15 protein-coding genes are annotated in these 15,486 nt (G+C 73.8%); 7 read left to right on the forward strand and 8 right to left on the reverse strand.

The genetic code is table 11. The features are described 5' to 3' along the window. Nucleotides 1–239 precede the first annotated feature (239 nt). Nucleotides 240–941 carry a DUF2470 domain-containing protein gene (locus L6241_RS07520; RefSeq protein ID WP_368245589.1) on the forward strand — a complete coding sequence of 234 codons (702 nt, stop codon included), beginning with the start codon at nt 240–242 and terminating at the stop codon, nt 939–941. 105 nt (nt 942–1,046) lie between these two features. Beyond that, on the forward strand, nt 1,047–1,538 hold the full coding sequence (locus tag L6241_RS07525) for a pyridoxamine 5'-phosphate oxidase family protein (RefSeq protein WP_191682384.1): 492 nt from the start codon (nt 1,047–1,049) through the stop codon (nt 1,536–1,538). Nucleotides 1,539–1,641: 103 nt separating this feature from the next. Here L6241_RS07525 and L6241_RS07530 read toward each other — a convergent pair whose 3' ends face one another. Then, nucleotides 1,642–2,532, reverse strand: coding sequence for a hypothetical protein (locus tag L6241_RS07530; RefSeq protein ID WP_368245590.1), 891 nt, complete (start codon nt 2,530–2,532; stop codon nt 1,642–1,644). A 202-nt stretch (nt 2,533–2,734) separates the two neighbouring features. On the opposite strand from L6241_RS07530, the gene L6241_RS07535 reads away from it, so the two are divergent. Together L6241_RS07535 and L6241_RS07540 are read left to right on the forward strand one after the other, a co-directional pair. Beyond that, on the forward strand, nt 2,735–4,063 hold the full coding sequence (locus tag L6241_RS07535; RefSeq protein ID WP_368245591.1) for a serine hydrolase domain-containing protein: 1,329 nt from the start codon (nt 2,735–2,737) through the stop codon (nt 4,061–4,063). Nucleotides 4,064–4,127: 64 nt separating this feature from the next. Then, complete coding sequence (locus L6241_RS07540) at nt 4,128–6,455, forward strand: ATP-binding cassette domain-containing protein (protein ID WP_368245609.1); 2,328 nt, start codon at nt 4,128–4,130, stop codon at nt 6,453–6,455. Between the two features lie 155 nt (nt 6,456–6,610). Here the strand turns inward: L6241_RS07540 and L6241_RS07545 are convergent, their stop codons facing one another. Continuing rightward, on the reverse strand, nt 6,611–8,377 hold the full coding sequence (locus tag L6241_RS07545) for a GNAT family N-acetyltransferase (RefSeq protein ID WP_368245592.1): 1,767 nt from the start codon (nt 8,375–8,377) through the stop codon (nt 6,611–6,613). A 52-nt stretch (nt 8,378–8,429) separates the two neighbouring features. Between L6241_RS07545 and L6241_RS07550 the strand changes: the two genes are divergently transcribed. Next, entirely contained in the window at nt 8,430–9,209 is a 780-nt protein-coding gene (locus L6241_RS07550) for an alpha/beta fold hydrolase (RefSeq protein ID WP_368245593.1), read from the forward strand. Between the two features lie 43 nt (nt 9,210–9,252). Then, nucleotides 9,253–10,386: an NYN domain-containing protein gene (locus tag L6241_RS07555; RefSeq protein ID WP_368245594.1), complete on the forward strand. Its 1,134-nt coding sequence runs from the start codon at nt 9,253–9,255 to the stop codon at nt 10,384–10,386. 3 nt (nt 10,387–10,389) lie between these two features. Here the strand turns inward: L6241_RS07555 and L6241_RS07560 are convergent, their stop codons facing one another. From L6241_RS07560 to L6241_RS07585, 6 genes are all read right to left on the reverse strand, one after another. After that, nucleotides 10,390–10,977 carry a hypothetical protein gene (locus L6241_RS07560; protein WP_368245595.1) on the reverse strand — a complete coding sequence of 196 codons (588 nt, stop codon included), beginning with the start codon at nt 10,975–10,977 and terminating at the stop codon, nt 10,390–10,392. Nucleotides 10,978–11,055: 78 nt separating this feature from the next. Next, nucleotides 11,056–12,069, reverse strand: coding sequence for an NADP-dependent oxidoreductase (locus L6241_RS07565; RefSeq protein WP_068272347.1), 1,014 nt, complete (start codon nt 12,067–12,069; stop codon nt 11,056–11,058). Between the two features lie 5 nt (nt 12,070–12,074). Further along, entirely contained in the window at nt 12,075–12,497 is a 423-nt protein-coding gene (locus L6241_RS07570; protein ID WP_068271111.1) for an organic hydroperoxide resistance protein, read from the reverse strand. Continuing rightward, on the reverse strand, nt 12,494–12,973 hold the full coding sequence (locus L6241_RS07575; RefSeq protein ID WP_368245596.1) for a MarR family winged helix-turn-helix transcriptional regulator: 480 nt from the start codon (nt 12,971–12,973) through the stop codon (nt 12,494–12,496). Before L6241_RS07575 ends, L6241_RS07570 begins: the two co-directional genes overlap by 4 nt. A 116-nt stretch (nt 12,974–13,089) precedes the next feature. After that, complete coding sequence (locus L6241_RS07580; RefSeq protein WP_368245597.1) at nt 13,090–14,091, reverse strand: DNA topoisomerase IB; 1,002 nt, start codon at nt 14,089–14,091, stop codon at nt 13,090–13,092. 106 nt (nt 14,092–14,197) lie between these two features. Next, the gene (locus L6241_RS07585; RefSeq protein ID WP_368245598.1) at nt 14,198–14,941 is read right to left on the reverse strand and encodes an SDR family NAD(P)-dependent oxidoreductase; all 744 of its coding nucleotides are present in this window, start codon (nt 14,939–14,941) and stop codon (nt 14,198–14,200) included. Between the two features lie 218 nt (nt 14,942–15,159). Between L6241_RS07585 and L6241_RS07590 the strand changes: the two genes are divergently transcribed. Further along, on the forward strand, nt 15,160–15,486 hold a 327-nt coding region (locus tag L6241_RS07590; RefSeq protein ID WP_368245599.1), incomplete at its 3' end, for a leucine zipper domain-containing protein.

Below are 15,486 nucleotides of genomic sequence, written 5' to 3' on the forward strand. Positions count from 1 at the left end.
CGGGTCCAGTCGTGCTGGACTCGCCCCCTTCGCCGTCCTGCCCGGCCCCCTTCGTCGTCCTGCTCGGCCCCGGCTACAAAACCCTGCCAGCAGCCTTTCGACGTGCCAGGACCCTTTCGAGACCCTGCTGGCTCATCAAGACCCAGCCAGCAGGGTTTTGTCTCAGGGGTGACGTGGCAGGGGGTGCGCGGCGCGACCGCGCCAGGTTAGGGTCACCTAACTTCACGAAGGGTGGCGTCATGGATGCAGCACGTCGGGCCAAGACCGTCCTCGCGACGGCGACCTCGGTCGAGGTCGGCTGCGCCGGCCGGCGGGTGCGCCTGTGGCGTCACGCCGTCGAGCAGACCGGGGGCCTGCTCTTCCCCTTCGCCCGGCTCGCGCCCGAGTGCGCGGACCGGGTCGTGCCCGGGGCGAAGGGGCCGCTCGTGCACGCCGTCGCCTCCGACGTCACCTCGGTGCCGCTCGCCGATCGCGTGCGCGGCACGGTCCGGCTCTCCGGGGTCCTCGAGACGGTCACCGACCCGGCCGACGACCTCGTCGAGCGGCTCGGTGCCCGGCCCGGCGAGCTCGTCGCCCGGGTCGTGCCGCGCTCGGTGACCCTCGAGTGGCACGTCGAGAGCGGCGCGGGTGCGGGCGGGCCGGTGCCGGTCGAGCCGCACCGCCTCGCCGGCGCCCTCGTCGACCCGCTCGGCGGCTGGCAGGACGAGTGGATGGCGCACCTCGACGCCTGCCACGGCGAGTCGCTGCGCTGCCTCGCCGGGTCGGTGACCTCGCTCGACGCGGCCGCCCCGGTGCGCCCGGTCCTCGTCGACGAGAGCGGGATCGTCCTGCGCGAGGAGCTGCCCGGCTGCCACCGCGACATCCGCGTCGCCTTCGCCGGCCCCGCCCGCTGCGGGTGCGAGGCCTCCGAGCGCCTCAAGGGGCTCATGCGCTCGCTCTGAGCGGTCCGGACGGACCCTGGACAGCCCGGGGTGCTCCGACCCCGTCGGCCCCTCCGCCTGGCCTACCGTCGAGACGAATCCACCCGTCGACCGTCAGGAGCTGACATGGCTGAGCAGGACCCACACGAGATCGTCGCCGAGATCATGAAGGACACCCACATCGCGATCCTCACCTACGTGGACGCGCAGGGTCGCCTCGTCTCGACGCCCATGGGCACGCAGGACCTCGACGACCCGGGCCGCGTGCACTTCATCACCGAGGCCGACACCGACAAGATGCATGCCATCGCGGCGAACCCGCAGGTCAACGTCGCCTACTCCTCCGACAAGGGCTGGGTGAGCCTGGCCGGCACGGGCGCGCGCAACGACGACCGCGCGCTCCTCGAGCGGCTGTGGGACTCCTCCGCCAGCGCGTGGATGGAGGGTGGCCCCGAGGACCCGAACAGCACGCTGCTCACGGTCACCGCCGACACCGCCTCGTACTGGGAGTCGCCGGGCAAGGTCGCGATCGCGGTCCAGCTGCTCAAGGGCAAGGTGCAGGGCACCGACGCCGACCCCGAGCCGCAGGACGGCCAGAGCGGCACCATCAGCCTCTAGTCACGACCCAGCAGCACCTCGAAGCGCCGGCCGCAGCACGTGCTGCGGCCGGCGCTTCGAGGTGCTGCATGCACACTTCGTGCGGGGTGGGGCGAAGGGGGAGTCAGCCCGCGTGGTCGAAGCCGGCGCGCTCGGCGGAGCGGTCGTCGAGGAACCACACGTGGGGGTTGGCTCCGTCGTAGCCCTCCTCGCCGGGGACGAGGTAGGTACGCGTGTCCTCCCACGCCTTGACGGTGTGGTCGAGGGGGACGGCGCCGTCGTCGAGGGGCGCGGCCGAGCCGACGCCGTAGCCGCCGTCGCGGATCTCCTCGACGGAGGAGACACGCCGCCCGTCGACCCCGCGCTCCTGCTCGCCGTGCTGGGTGTCCTCGTGCTGGGTGCCGTCGTGCGGGGTGTCGTCGTGCTGCGCGCTGCCCTGGGCCTCGGTGCCGGAGCCGTCCTCGGAGCTGTCCTCGCCCGAGGTCACGTCGTCCTCGGTGAGCTTGCCCGTCTCGGCCGTCCAGTCACCGGCCTGACGGAACTCCTCGCCCGCCGCCACGTCGTGGTCGTCGGGGTCGTGCTCGGCGGCGAAGGCCTCCTCGCGCGCCCGGCGCTCCTCGTCGCTCTCGACCCTCGGGTCGTCGCCGGCGTCGTCATCCGCGTCGTCGTCGCCCGAGGCGCGTGAGGTCGGGGGAGCGGCCGCCCCCTCGGGCCCGCTCGCCGCGTCCGCCTCGGCGTCACCGGCGCCCGACGCGGTCGCCGCCTCGTCGTCAGCACCGCGCTCGTCGGCACCGGCCTCGTCGACAGCGGGCTCGTCGGCGCCCTCGTCCTCGCCCCCGCCGTGCCGGGGCTCGTGGTCGCGCTGGTCGTCCTCGATCTGCTGCAGCCGCTCCTCGACCTGCTCCTGCGGGTCCACCGGGCCGTCGTCGTCGGTGCGCACCCCCGCGTCGAGGGCCGGGTCTGCGGGTGCGGGGGTGCTGCCGGTGCTCTGCTCTCGTGCGTCCTGCTCGCTCATCGTCGCCTCCACGGGCGGGTCGGGCTTGGAAGGGATGCCCACGCTATCGACGTCGGTGCGGCCCGGGGCGGGCGAGCGGCCCCCCTTCGTCCCCCGCCCTCCCACCCGGGACGGACCCCGATCTCATCCGGTGGTGGGATCCGCCCGCGGCGCGCGTGCAGCACGATGGAGGGACACGCAGACGACAGCAGGGAGAGAGACGATGCACCGCCGCACCAGCCGACGCCCCAGCACCCGCCCGCGCACGACCGCCGCCCTCGGCGCGGGTCTCGCGCTCGCCATGACGGCCGCGCTGCCCGCGACCGCGAGCCCCGCCGACCCCGGCCCCTCCGACGGGGTCGCCGAGCGCTCCACCCGCGCCATCGAGCCGTTCGCGCCCCGCAGCTCGGCGACGACGAGCACCCCGTCCGCCGAGCGCCAGGGGAGCGGGTCGCGGACCTTCGCCAAGCCCGTCCCGCGCAACGGCCCGGCCCGCGACGCGGTGCTCGACGCCAGCCTCGACCGGCTCGTCGACGACGGGGCGGTCGGCGTCGTCGCCCGCGTCGACCGGCCCGGGCGCGACTACGCCGGGGCCGCCGGCGTGCGTGACCGGACGAAGCCCGCCACGGCCCGCGAGGGCGACCGCTTCCGCGTCGCGAGCAACACGAAGTCGATGGTCGCGGTGCTCGTCATGCGCCAGGTCGAGCGGGGCACGTGGTCGCTCGGCACGACCGTCGACGAGGTGCTGCCGGGCGCGCTGCCCGGGCACGGCGACATCACCGTCGAGGAGCTGCTCAGCCACACCTCGGGGCTGCAGACCGGCACCGACGCCTCGCTCCTGCGCCAGATGGACGACCCGAGCTCCTGGGACGACTTCTTCGCGGCGACGGGGGCGGACTACACCGACGAGCAGCTCGTCGCCGACGCCGCCGCGCTGCCATGGGGCCCGCGCGGCCAGCACCTGTACTCCAACGCCGGCTACGTCCTGCTCGGGATGATGCTGCGCGAGGAGACCGGCCGCGACGTCGGCCAGCTGCTGCGCACGGAGGTCTTCCGGCCCGCCGGCATGACCCGCTCGAGCTTCGCCACCCGGGTCGGCACCCCCGGCCCGATGCTCGTCGGCGCGTCGAGCACCTCGCAGGGCTGGTACTCCGAGGCCGGCTTCAACCCCGACCTCTTCTCGAGCGCCGGGGCGGTCATCTCGACGACCCGCGACCTCGGCCGCTTCACCAAGGCGGTCAACGACGGCACCCTGCTCAAGACCTCGACCGTGCGCGAGATGCGCGTCCCGCGCGACGAGACCGGCTGGTACGGCCTGGGCATCTACCGCCTGCCCGACCCGTGCACGCCGAAGGGGACGGCGCAGCGTTACCTCTACGGCCACGACGGCGGGTCGTACGGCACGACGAGCATGGCGCTGTCGAGCCCCGACGGCCGTCGGCAGGTGACCCTGGGCGTCACGGGCCGCTACTTCAGCGAGACCGACCCGACCCAGGCCCAGCCCTTCGACCTCCTCGGGCTCTACACCCAGCTGGCCCGCGCGACCTGCTGACCCCCCTTCGCCCGACGGCTGACGTGCCGGTCGGTGGCGTGCTTGGATCGCTGCCATGAGCGAGATGCACGCCGCCGACCGGCACGACGTCATCCGGGTCCGCGGCGCGAGGGTCAACAACCTCCAGGGGGTCGACGTCGACATCCCCAAGCGGCGGCTCACGGTCTTCACCGGGGTGTCCGGGTCGGGCAAGTCGAGCCTCGTCTTTGGCACGATCGCCGCGGAGTCGCAGCGGCTCATCAACGAGACGTACTCGGCCTTCCTCCAGTCCTTCATGGGCACGCCGCCACGCCCCGAGGTCGATGAGCTCGCGGGCGTCACGCCGGCGATCGTCGTCGACCAGGAGCGCCTGCAGGCCAACAGCCGCTCGACGGTCGGCACGGTCACCGACGCGTACGCGATGCTGCGCGTCCTGTACTCGCGCCGCTCGCAGCCCCACGTCGGCAGCTCGCAGGCCTTCGCCTTCAACATCGCCAGCGCGAGCGGCAGCGGCATGCTCAAGAAGGCCGACGGGTCGGCCGAGCGCAAGACCTTCGAGGTCGTCGGCGGGATGTGCCCGCGGTGCGAGGGCAAGGGCAAGGTCTCGACGATCGACGAGTCCGCGATCGTCGACACCTCGCTGTCGCTCAACGGGGGAGCGGTCCTGGTGCCGGGCATGCCCACCGGCAGCTGGCAGTGGCGCAGCTATGCCGAGTCCGACAAGCTCGACCCGGACAAGGTGCTCGCCGACTACACGCCCGACGAGTGGCACTGGCTCATGCACCAGGAGACGACGAAGGTCCGCTTCGGGGGGATCAACTACTCATACCTCGGGCTCGTCGAGCGGGTGCGGCGCGGCTTCATCGACCGCGAGACCGAGAGCAAGCAGGCGCACGTGCGCGAGTACGCGGCGAAGGTCGCCACGTACGACACGTGCCCGGAGTGCCACGGGACGCGGCTGGCCGAGGCGGCCCGCACCGCGACCGTCGCCGGCCGGACCATCCCCGAGTGCTCCGCGATGCAGGTGAGCGACCTGCTCGAGTGGGTCGAGGGGCTCGACGAGCCCGGCGTCGGCCCGCTCGTCGCGAACCTCGCGGCGATGCTGCGCGGCTTCGTCGACATCGGCCTGGGCTACCTCAGCCTCGACCGCGACTCCGGGACGCTCTCGGGCGGCGAGGCGCAGCGGGTGAAGATGATCCGCCACCTCGGCTCGGCCCTCACCGACGTCACCTACGTCTTCGACGAGCCGACGATCGGGCTGCACCCCCACGACATCCGCAAGATGAACGACCTGCTCCTCCAGCTGCGCGACAAGGGCAACTCGGTGCTCGTCGTCGAGCACAAGCCCGAGGTCATGGAGATCGCCGACCGGGTCGTCGACCTCGGGCCGGGGGCAGGTCGCGACGGCGGCACGATCATTTTCGAGGGCGACGTCGCGGGGCTGCGCGCCTCGGGCACGCTCACCGGGCGCTACCTCGACCACCGCGTCGGGCTGCGCGAGCCGGTGCGCGAGGCCACCGGGCAGCTCGAGATCCGGGGCGCGTCGACGCACAACCTGCGCGACGTCGACGTCGACGTGCCGACCGGGGTCCTGTGCGTCGTCACCGGTGTCGCCGGGTCCGGCAAGTCCTCGCTCGTCCACGGCTCGCTCGGCGGGCGCGACGACGTGCTCGTCGTCGACCAGGGCGCGATCAAGGGCTCACGCCGCTCCAACCCCGCGACGTACACCGGTCTGCTCGACGGCATCCGGACCGCCTTCGCCAAGGAGAACGGCGTCAAGCCCGCCCTCTTCTCCGCCAACTCCGAGGGCGCTTGCGAGATGTGCAACGGGCAGGGCGTCATCTACACCGACCTGGCGATGATGGCCGGGGTGGCCATCCCGTGCGAGGCCTGCGAGGGGCGCCGCTTCAAGCCCGAGGTGCTCCAGTACACGCTGCACGGGCTGACCATCGCCGAGGTCCTCGACCTCTCGCTCGACCAGGCCGCCGAGGTCTTCACCACCGGCAGGCCGAGGACGATCATCACCAAGCTGCGCGACGTCGGCCTGGGCTACCTCACCCTCGGCCAGCCGCTCATCACCCTCTCCGGGGGCGAGCGCCAGCGGATCAAGCTCGCCTCCCAGCTCGGCAAGGAGCGCGCGATCATCGTCCTCGACGAGCCGACCGCCGGGCTGCACCTCGCCGACACCGAGCGCCTGCTGACGATGCTGCACGGGCTCGTCGACCAGGGGCACTCGCTCGTCGTCATCGAGCACAACCTCGCCGTCATGGCCCAGGCCGACTGGGTCATCGACATCGGCCCCGGCGCCGGGCACGACGGCGGCCAGGTCGTCTTCACCGGCACCCCCGCCGACATGGTCGCGACGGGGTCGGGCGCCACCGCCGAGGTCCTCGCGGAGTACGTCGGGGGCTGACCCCCCTTCGCCCCCGGCTGACAAAACCATGCCAGCAGCACTTCGACGAGCCAGGACCCTTTCGAAAGGGTCCTGGCACATCAAGACCCAGCCAGCAGCCTTTTGTAGCCGGGGGGGTAGCGGGTGGCAGTGCGACGGGACGACCGGCGAAGGGGTCAGAGGGGCAGCTTCATCCCCACGTGGGTGGCCTCGTAGCCCAGGCGCGCGTAGAAGCGGTGGGCGTCGACACGGTCGGTGTCGGTCGCGAGCTGCGCCAGCGAGGCACCGCGCGCCCGGCCGTGGTCGTGGGCCCAGGCGAGCATCGCCGTCCCGATGCCCCGGCCGCGCCAGGGCGAGGCGACGCGGACCCCTTCGAGCTCGAGGCGGGTGGCCCCCGCCCGCGACAGCCCGGGCACGACGCTCAGCTGCACCGTCGCGACGACCATGCCCTCGTCGTCGCGGACGACCGCGAGGTACTGCGCCGGGTCGCCGGCGATGACGTCGTAGGCGGCCTCGTAGCGGGCGAGCTCGGGGCTCTCGCGCACGGCCGCGATCGGGTCGTCGGAGAGCAGACCGACGACGGCCGGCACGTCGGTGCGCCGGGCCCGTTGCACCCGGTAGCGGCGCCCGCCGACCTCGAGCAGACCGCCGACCGCCTCGCTGGCCTCGGCGCGCAGCTCGGCGACGAGCCGGTCGAGCCAGCGCCCGACGTGGTGGCGGGCCTCGTCGGTGTCGGGGTAGCGGCAGCGCAGGTGCAGCCCCGACTCGTCGAGGACGAACCACAGCATGACGCCGTCGGTGCGGATCGCGGCCCCGACGTACTGCGCCTGCAGCCCGCGCGAGTCGACGCGCACGGGCAGCCGGCGCAGGTCGAGCCAGGAGATGGCGAACATGCCCGGCGCGGTCGGCATGTCGTCGCCGAGGACGTCGGCGAGCGAGCAGGACCCGAGCCGCACGGCCTCGCGCACGGCTGCGGCGGCGGCGCGGGGGGAGGGGTCGGCGCTCGTGAGCACCGAGTTCGTGATGAACCACCCGGCGGAGTCGTGCCATCGCGGCTCGTAGCGGCTGTGCACGGGGAAGACCGCGCGCAGCGGCCGGTCGGCGAGCTCGCGCGTCACCCGGGTCATCGCGGCGACGACGAGCGAGAGCGTCGAGACGCCCTCCTCGGCGGCGCGCACCCCGAGGGCCGCGCTCGCGTCGACGTCGAGGACGTCGCGCACCTCGACGCGCTCGGGCTGCGGGGAGTCGCCCGGTCCGAGCGGCAGCGGGAAGCACGGCATGACCCCGCCGGCGCCGCGCATCACCTCGGCCCACCGCGCCCGCAGGTCGTCGTCGACCGGCGGCCGCTCGGCGAGGGCAGCCGTGTGCTCGGCGAAGTCGGGCGGCGCGGGCGTGCCGGCGAAGGGGGTCCGTCCGCCGCGCACGGCCTCGAGCGCCGCGAGCAGGTCGCGGGCGAGGACGAGCATCGACCACATGTCGACGTGCGAGTGGTCGGCGGCGACGACGACCGTCGGGCCGTCGGCGGTCTCGAGCAGGCACAGGCGGTGCGAAGGCCGGGCGAAGGGGGTGCACGTCGCGTCGAGGACGCGGCGCAGGGCGTCCTCGACGGCCTGGCCCGGGGCGACGGGGTGCTCGACCCAGCGTCCGTCCCCGATCTCGACCTCGCGCAGCACCGGCCCGTCCGGCCCGGGCTCGGCGACCGTGCGCAGCGTCCCGTGCCGCTGCACCACGGCACGCCACGCGGCGGCGAGCTCGTCGGCCGGGGGCGACTGGGGCAGGCGGAAGGACAGCGCCATCCACGACCCGGGGCGCTCGCCCTCGCCGACGTGCCGGCGCTGGTCGAAGGAGATCGGCCGCAGCCGCTCGGTCGGCACGACGTCGAGGTCGTACCCGCTGAGGTGCCCGAAGGGCAGTCGCAGCTGCGCGATGTTGGTCAGCCGCATGCGCCGTACCCTATGCCTCACCTCACGCCCGAGGACGACGACAGGAGCCACCGTGCCGCGCTTCGCCCTCCCCGGTGCCGAGCTCGACTGGGAGCTGAGCGACGAGGGCGGCGCCCCGGTCGTCCAGCTCCACGGCCTGACGTCGAGCCGCTACCGCGACCGTCTGCTCGGGGTCGACCTCGGCCTCGGGCTGAGCGGCACCCGGCTGCTGCGCTACGACGCCCGTGGTCACGGACGCTCGACCGGCCGGGCCGTGCCCGAGGACTACCGGTGGGACGCGCTCGCGCACGACCTGCTCGCGCTGCTCGATCACGTCTTCCCCGGCGAGGCGGTCCACGGCGTCGGGCCGTCGATGGGCTGCGGCACCCTCCTGCACGCGATCGCCCTCGACCCCGGTCGCTTCCGCGGGCTCACCCTCGTCGTGCCCGCGACGGCGTGGGAGACCCGGGCCGCCCGGGCCGCCGAGTACCGCGCGAGCGCCGACGTCGTCGAGCAGCAGGGCTTCGAGACCTTCGCCGCCCTCGGGGCGCTCGCGCCGCGACCGCCGGCGACCGTCGGCACCCCGATCACCCAGCCCGACGTGCCCAAGGAGCTGCTGCCGACGCTCTTCCGCGGCGCGGCCCTCACCGACCTGCCGCCACGTGAGGTCGTCGCGCGGGTGGCGGTGCCGACGACGGTCATGGCGTGGGTCGACGACCCGGCCCACCCGGTGAGCTCGGCGGAGGCGATCGCGGGCCTCGTGCAGGGCAGTCGGCTGGTCCTCGCGCGCACCCCGCAGGACGTCGCGCAGTGGCCGGCGATGCTCCACGAGCAGGTCCTCGAGACGCGCTGAGCACTCGCCTCGGCGGGGGTCGTCGAGGTGGGATGGTGACCCCATGAGGTCCTACTGCGCGGTCCACGTCGACGTCGGCTACCTGCTCGCCTCGGCGGCGACGTACGTCACCGGCAGCTCGCTGCGCCGCGGGGTGGTCGTCGACTACCCGACTCTCATCGCCCGTCTCGTCGAGCAGGCCGAGACCGACTCCGGTCTGCCGCTGCTCCGGGTCAACTGGTACGACTCCGGTGCCCGCCCCGGCGGGATGCCCGACTACCAGCAGGAGGAGATCGGCCTGCTGCCGCGGGTCAAGCTGCGCCTGGGCCGGCTGTCGTACTCCGGCGACCAGAAGGGCGTCGACATCCGGATCGGGCTCGACCTCGCGATCCAGGGCCGCAACCGCGTCGCCGACGCCGTCTACCTCGTCTCCGGCGACGACGACCTCACCGAGGCCGTCGAGGAGGCGCAGAGCCACGGGGTGCAGGTCGTCCTGCTCGCCGTCGCCGACCGCGCCGGCCGCCCCCACGGTGTCTCGAAGCACCTGCGCCGCGCGGTCGACGGGCTGCTGCTCGTCGGGCCCGAGACGATCGAGGCCACCGTGCGCTCCGTCGCCATCCCGGAGGAGCTGCTGCCCGATGGCGCGAAGGGGGATGCCCCCGCCGCGGAGGTCGCCCCGGCGCAGGAGCCTCCGGTCGCGATCGAGGAGGCGACCGCCCAGTGCGAAGGGGTGGAGCCCGCCGCGGACCCCGTCGAGACCGGGACCCCGGCGCCGATGGCCGAGGCGCCGCTCACCCCTTCGGCGGACGTGCCGCCCGCCGCCCCCTCCGCCGACACCTCACCCGCCCGGGCGGCCGGGCTGCCGAGCCCGGCGGCCTTCGCCCGGCGGCGCGCGACCGGTCTCGTCCTGCCCGGGGGCGACCCACACGTCGAGATCGCGGTCGACCCCGAGACGGGCGTGACCGAGGAGGTCGTCGACGGCGTCGCGAAGCGGCTGGTCGCCTCGTGGTGCGCGACCTCGACGCCCGAGCAGCTCGCCGGTCTGCGCGAGGCGGCGCCGACGATCCCGGCAGAGCTCGACCGGGCGCTGCTCGTCGACCTCGCGAGCCGGGCCCAGGACCACCACGTCGGCGACGACGTGCGTCAGCACCTGCGTGACCGCTTCTGGGCGCACGTCGGGCGCGTCCGCATGGAGTGAGACTCAGCGCACCTCCCGGCGCTCCCACCTGCCGGCCGACCCGGAGTGCTCCTGCGCGCGGTCGAGCGGGGTGCCGGCGAGGGACCCGGTGACCGCTCCGGTGGTCGTCACCAGCTCGCCCGACCACCGACCCGGCTCGTCGTAGAAGGTGACCATCGGTGTCGGGTACTGCTGCTTCCACACGAGGTCGGCGGTCAGCGGGACGTGCACCCACCCCTTCGAGGTGATGGTGCCCTCGAGCCGGGCGCTGCGGCCGGTCGCGGAGAGCCGGACCTCGCCCCCCGTGACGGGGCGGCGGGAGCGCTCGACGCAACGCGTCGAGGTCCAGCGCGCGGAGATCGTCGCGCCCGCCGGGCACGAGTAGGACGTCAGCTGCCCGTGGCCCCCGCGCCAGTCGTGGGTGTAGGAGAGCCGGTGGCGGTTGCCGGCGTGGCGGGTGAGCGCGCCGGCGAGGACGACGGTCGCGCGCAGGTAGTCGCCCTCCGTGCGGACGACCTCGACCCTCGGCGAGGGCGATGCGGTGGCGACGGGCATCCCCAGCCCGACGGTAGCGGCGGCGCAGGCCGCCGCGATGGCGATGGTGCTCTTCATGGTGGACCCCTTCACGCGTGCGACCCGGGTGGTCGTCGTCGCTTGGACGTCGGCCACCCGGGTCGGGTTCCGGCAGGGTCAGAGGCGGACGAGCATCTTGCCCGTGTTGGCCCCGCCGAGCAGGTCGATGAAGGCCTGCGGTGCGGCGTCGAGGCCGTCGCGGAAGGTCTCGTCGGCCTGCAGCTGCCCGTCGGCGAGCCACTGCGTCGCGCGCTCGCGGTACTCGGCCGCGAGGTGCTCGTAGTGCCCGACGATGAAGCCGCGCAGGGTGAGGTTGCGACCGATGGCGATCGCGAGGTTGCGCGGGCCGGGGGTCGGCTCGGTGGAGTTGTACTGCGCGATCGCGCCGCACATGGCCACGCGGCCGAAGAGGTTGAGGCTGCCGATCGCGGCCTCGAGGTGGTCGCCGCCGACGTTGTCGAAGTAGACGTCGATGCCGTCGGGCGCGGCCTCGCGCAGGCTCTCGCGGACCGGCTTGTCGCGGTAGCTGAAGGCCTCGTCGAAGCCGAGCTCGCGCAGACGGGCGACCTTCTCGGCGCTGCCGGCCGAGCCGATGACCTTCGAGGCGCCGAGGGCCTTGGCGACCTGGCCGACGACGGAGCCGACGGCACCGGCGGCGCCGGAGACGAAGACGACGTCGCCCTGCTTCATCTCGGCGACGGCGGTCAGACCCGCGTAGGCGGTCAGACCGGTCATACCGAGGACGCCGAGGTAGGCGGAGGCGGGGGCGGCGTCGGTGTCGACGACGCGGACGCGGGCGGCGGGCAGCACGGCGTGCTCGCGCCAGCCCAGGCCGTGGACGACGTGCTGGCCGACGGAGACGGCGTCCGAGCGCGAGGCGATGACCTCGCCCACGGCGCCGCCGTCGAGGGGGCCGTCGACGGCGAAGGGGGCGACGTAGGAGTCACGGTCGTCCATCCGGCCGCGCATGTACGGGTCGACCGACATGACGGTCGTGCGCACGAGGATCTCGCCGTCGGCGAGCTCGGGCAGGTCGACGGTCTCGACGCGGAAGTCGTCGGGCGTGGGCTCCCCCTTCGGGCGGGAGGCGAGGACGACCTGGCGGGTGCTGGTGGGGGTCGAGGAGGTCACGGGCATCAGTCCTGGGCGACCGTGACGGTCACGTCGATGTTGCCGCGGGTCGCGTTGCTGTAGGGGCACACCTGGTGCGCGGCGTCGGCGAGCTGCTGGGCGGCGTCGGCGTCGAGGGCCGGGAGGGTCACCTCGAGCTCGACGGCGAGCTGGAAGCCGCCGTCGTCGGTCGGGCCGATGTGGACGCGCGAGCCGACGGAGGAGTTGCTGACGTCGGCCTTCGTGCGGCGGGCCACGGCCTGGAGCGCGGAGTGGAAGCAGGCCGCGTAGCCGAGCGCGAAGAGCTGCTCGGGGTTGGCGCCCTGGCCGCTGCCGCCCATCTCGGTGGGGATGGCCATGTCGAGGTCGAGGCTGCCGTCCGCGGTGCGGGCGTGGCCGTCGCGGCCGGCGCCGGTGGCCAGGGCCTCGGCAGTGTAGAGGGTCTTCATGATGATGCTCCTTCGTGGGACGAGGGGGTGGTGGTCTGGTCGGCGGGGGCGCCGGAGGCCGCGTCGCAGAAGCGGCGGGCGAGGCTGCGCAGCATGCTCAGCTCGTCGGGGGTCATGTCGACGGCTGCGAAGACGCGCCGCTGCAGGGCGGCGACCTCGTGCTCGAGCCCGTGACCGCGCTCGGTGAGGTGCACGGTGACCTGACGGGCGTCGGTGCTTTCGCGGCGGCGCTCGACGAGGCCGAGCGAGACCATGCGGGTGAGCAGGGGCGAGAGCGTGCCGCTGTCGAGGCGGAGCGCCGTGCCGAGCTCGGAGACGGCCTGGCCGTCGCGCTCCCACAGGGCGAGGAGGGTGACGTACTGCGTGTAGGTCAGCCCGAGGTCGGCGAGCGACTCCCGGTAGGCCGAGGTCGCCGCCCGCGACGCCGAGTACAGGGCGAAGCAGAGCTGCTCGTCGAGGGGGTGGGAGTCAGCCATGGACATAAAGATTGCACACAACTGAGTTGGGCGCAACTTGAGTTGGTGGGGAAGGGGTGGTGGTCTCGAGGCTCGGGCGCAGAGCGCCCTCGCACCTCGACCATCGAGGGGCGCTGCTATGCCTCGGCGAGGAGGGCGCGGACGGCGCGCTCGACGACGGCCTGCTCCTGGGCGGGGGTGCGCGGGCGCCGGGCGCGGGGGACCGTGAGGACGCGGCCCTCCTCGTAGAGGTCGATGACCCGCGGGTCGATGTAGGACGTCCGCGCGATCGTCGGGGTGTTGCCGAGGTAGTCGGCGACCTGCTCGACGGCCTGCTTGATCGCCCGGCGACGTGAGGCCTGGGTCAGCCCGTCCTCGCTCGACTGCGCGAGGGCGACGGCCGCGTGCACCGTCGCGTGCCACGTGCGGAAGTCCTTGGCCGTCACCTCCCCGCGGAAGAGCTCGGCGAGGTAGCCGTTGACCATCGCGGCGTCGAGGTCGCTCCACAGCCGCCCGTCCTTGTAGACGAGCAGCCGGTCGGAGCCGCCGCGTCGGCCGCGCATCACCTGCAGCGAGGCGGCGACGTCGACGTCCTCGACGGTGATCGACTGCTGGATACCGCCCTTGCCGACGAAGGTGAAGATCAGCGCCCCCTTCGCCCGGCGCACGTGCGTACGCTGCAGCGTCGTCAGCCCGAAGGACCCGTGCTCGTCGGTGTAGCTCTCGCTGCCGATCCGGAAGTAGCCGAGGTCGAGCAGGCGTACCGCGGTCGCCGTCGCCCGCGTGATCGGCATGCCGTCGAGCGCGAGGTCGAGAGCGAGCTGCTTGCGCACACGCGGGAGCCGGGCCGCCGCGGCGAGCACCCGGTCGTGCTTCGCGGCGTCGCGCTTCTCGCGCCAGTGCGGGTGGTAGAGGTACTGCCGCCGCCCGGCCGCGTCGGTGCCGACGGCCTGGATGTGCCCGTTGGCGAAGGGGGAGATCCACACCTGCTCCCACGCGGGCGGGATGGCGAGCGCCCGGATCCGCGCGACGTCCTCGGCCGGCAGCCGCTGCCCGTCCGCGTCGACGTAGGAGAAGCCCCGCCCGGCACGCCGGCGGGTCCACCCCTTCGCGCTCGGCGACACGGTCCGCAGCCTCATCGCTCGATGATGGCAGCGCCGCGGGCGCCGCAGGGCCGGCGCGAAGGGGGGTCGTCCAGGGTTGAGCAGGGGCGCTGCGTCGGGTCGGACGTCGGGGCGCTCCGGCTCAGCTCGTGCGGTGGACCTTGTGCGCCGCGGCCTGCGCGAGCGGGCGCACGGTGAGCTTGTCGATGTTGACGTGGTGGGGGAGCCCGGCGACCCACGACACGCACTCGGCGATGTCCTCCTGGGTCAGCGGCTCCTCGACGCCCGCGTAGACCGCGTCGGCCTTGGCCTGGTCGCCGTCGAAGCGCACGAGCGAGAACTCGTCCGAGCGGACCATCCCTGGGGCGATGTCGCACACCCGCACCGGCTCGCCGTTGAGCTCGAGCCGCAGGGTGTCCGCGACGAAGGCCTCGGCGGCCTTCGCCCCGCAGTACCCGGCGCCGCCCTCGTAGGCGACGAGCGCCGCGACGGAGGTGATCATGACGACCGTCCCGCGGCCGGCACGAAGGGCGGGCAGCAGCGTCTTGGTCACGGCGACCGTCCCGATGACGTTCGTCTCGTACATCGCGCGCCACGCGTCGAGGTCGGCCTCGGCGACCGGCTCGAGCCCGAGGGCACCGCCGGCGTTGTTGACGAGGAGGGCGACCTGCGGCCCCGCAGCCTCGGCGAGCGCCGCGACGTCGTCGGCCTTCGTCACGTCGCACGTCACCGCGCGCCCGCCGATCTCGGCCGCGAGCGCCTCGACGCGCTCGGTGCGGCGGGCGGCGAGGACCACGTCGTACCCGTCGGCGGCGAGGCGCTGCGCGCACGCCTTGCCGATCCCGCTGCTCGCCCCGGTCACCACTGCCACGCCACGTGAGGTCATGGGCGCGAGCCTAGGACCGGGTGGCCGAGACCTCGACGCGGGTCGTGCGGGTGAGGCGCAGGGTATGTCGATCGGAGACTAGGCCGCTGCCCCGTACGTACGGGGCAGCGACCTAGTTGTACTCGGCCGAGAGGTTGGTGACGCGTAGGCGTTGACGAGGAGGAGAACCTCCGGGTGAGGTGTGGATTGTCGAAGTCCCGCCCGACCCGGAGGTTCTCGTGGCCCACGCTAACGCCCGTCTCAATGTTCATGGTCGCCGTCTGCTGGTCGACCGAGTCCGCCGCCAGGGGTGGGCGGTGGCTCACGCGGCGAAGGCGATGGGCATCTCACGCCAGTGCGCTCACCGTTGGGTTGCCAGGTTCGACGCCGAGGGTCACGCCGGCCTGTCAGACCGGTGTTCGGCGCCGCATTCCAGCCCGCGACGCACCGCGGCATCGGTCGAGGACGCAGTGGTCGCGGCCCGGCGTGAGCACCGGCGCGGTCAGGACTGGATCGGGCCTGAGCTCGGTGTCCCTGCTCGAACGGTCAGCCGGATCCTGCGCCGC

The sequence above is a fragment of the Janibacter sp. Y6 genome (assembly GCF_040900765.1).
GTDB classification, from domain to species: domain Bacteria; phylum Actinomycetota; class Actinomycetes; order Actinomycetales; family Dermatophilaceae; genus Marihabitans; species Marihabitans melonis.

Bases quoted from the DNA above. Each gene is read 5' to 3' on its own strand.
- L6241_RS07520 (WP_368245589.1), top strand. From the start codon at position 240: ATGGATGCAGCACGTCGGGCCAAGACCGTCCTCGCGACGGCGACCTCG.
- L6241_RS07525 (WP_191682384.1), top strand. From the start codon at position 1,047: ATGGCTGAGCAGGACCCACACGAGATCGTCGCCGAGATCATGAAGGAC.
- L6241_RS07530 (WP_368245590.1), bottom strand. From the start codon at position 2,532: ATGAGCGAGCAGGACGCACGAGAGCAGAGCACCGGCAGCACCCCCGCA.
- L6241_RS07535 (WP_368245591.1), top strand. From the start codon at position 2,735: ATGCACCGCCGCACCAGCCGACGCCCCAGCACCCGCCCGCGCACGACC.
- L6241_RS07540 (WP_368245609.1), top strand. From the start codon at position 4,128: ATGCACGCCGCCGACCGGCACGACGTCATCCGGGTCCGCGGCGCGAGG.
- L6241_RS07545 (WP_368245592.1), bottom strand. From the start codon at position 8,377: ATGCGGCTGACCAACATCGCGCAGCTGCGACTGCCCTTCGGGCACCTC.
- L6241_RS07555 (WP_368245594.1), top strand. From the start codon at position 9,253: ATGAGGTCCTACTGCGCGGTCCACGTCGACGTCGGCTACCTGCTCGCC.
- L6241_RS07560 (WP_368245595.1), bottom strand. From the start codon at position 10,977: ATGAAGAGCACCATCGCCATCGCGGCGGCCTGCGCCGCCGCTACCGTC.
- L6241_RS07570 (WP_068271111.1), bottom strand. From the start codon at position 12,497: ATGAAGACCCTCTACACTGCCGAGGCCCTGGCCACCGGCGCCGGCCGC.
- L6241_RS07575 (WP_368245596.1), bottom strand. From the start codon at position 12,973: ATGGCTGACTCCCACCCCCTCGACGAGCAGCTCTGCTTCGCCCTGTAC.
- L6241_RS07580 (WP_368245597.1), bottom strand. From the start codon at position 14,091: ATGAGGCTGCGGACCGTGTCGCCGAGCGCGAAGGGGTGGACCCGCCGG.
- L6241_RS07585 (WP_368245598.1), bottom strand. From the start codon at position 14,941: ATGACCTCACGTGGCGTGGCAGTGGTGACCGGGGCGAGCAGCGGGATC.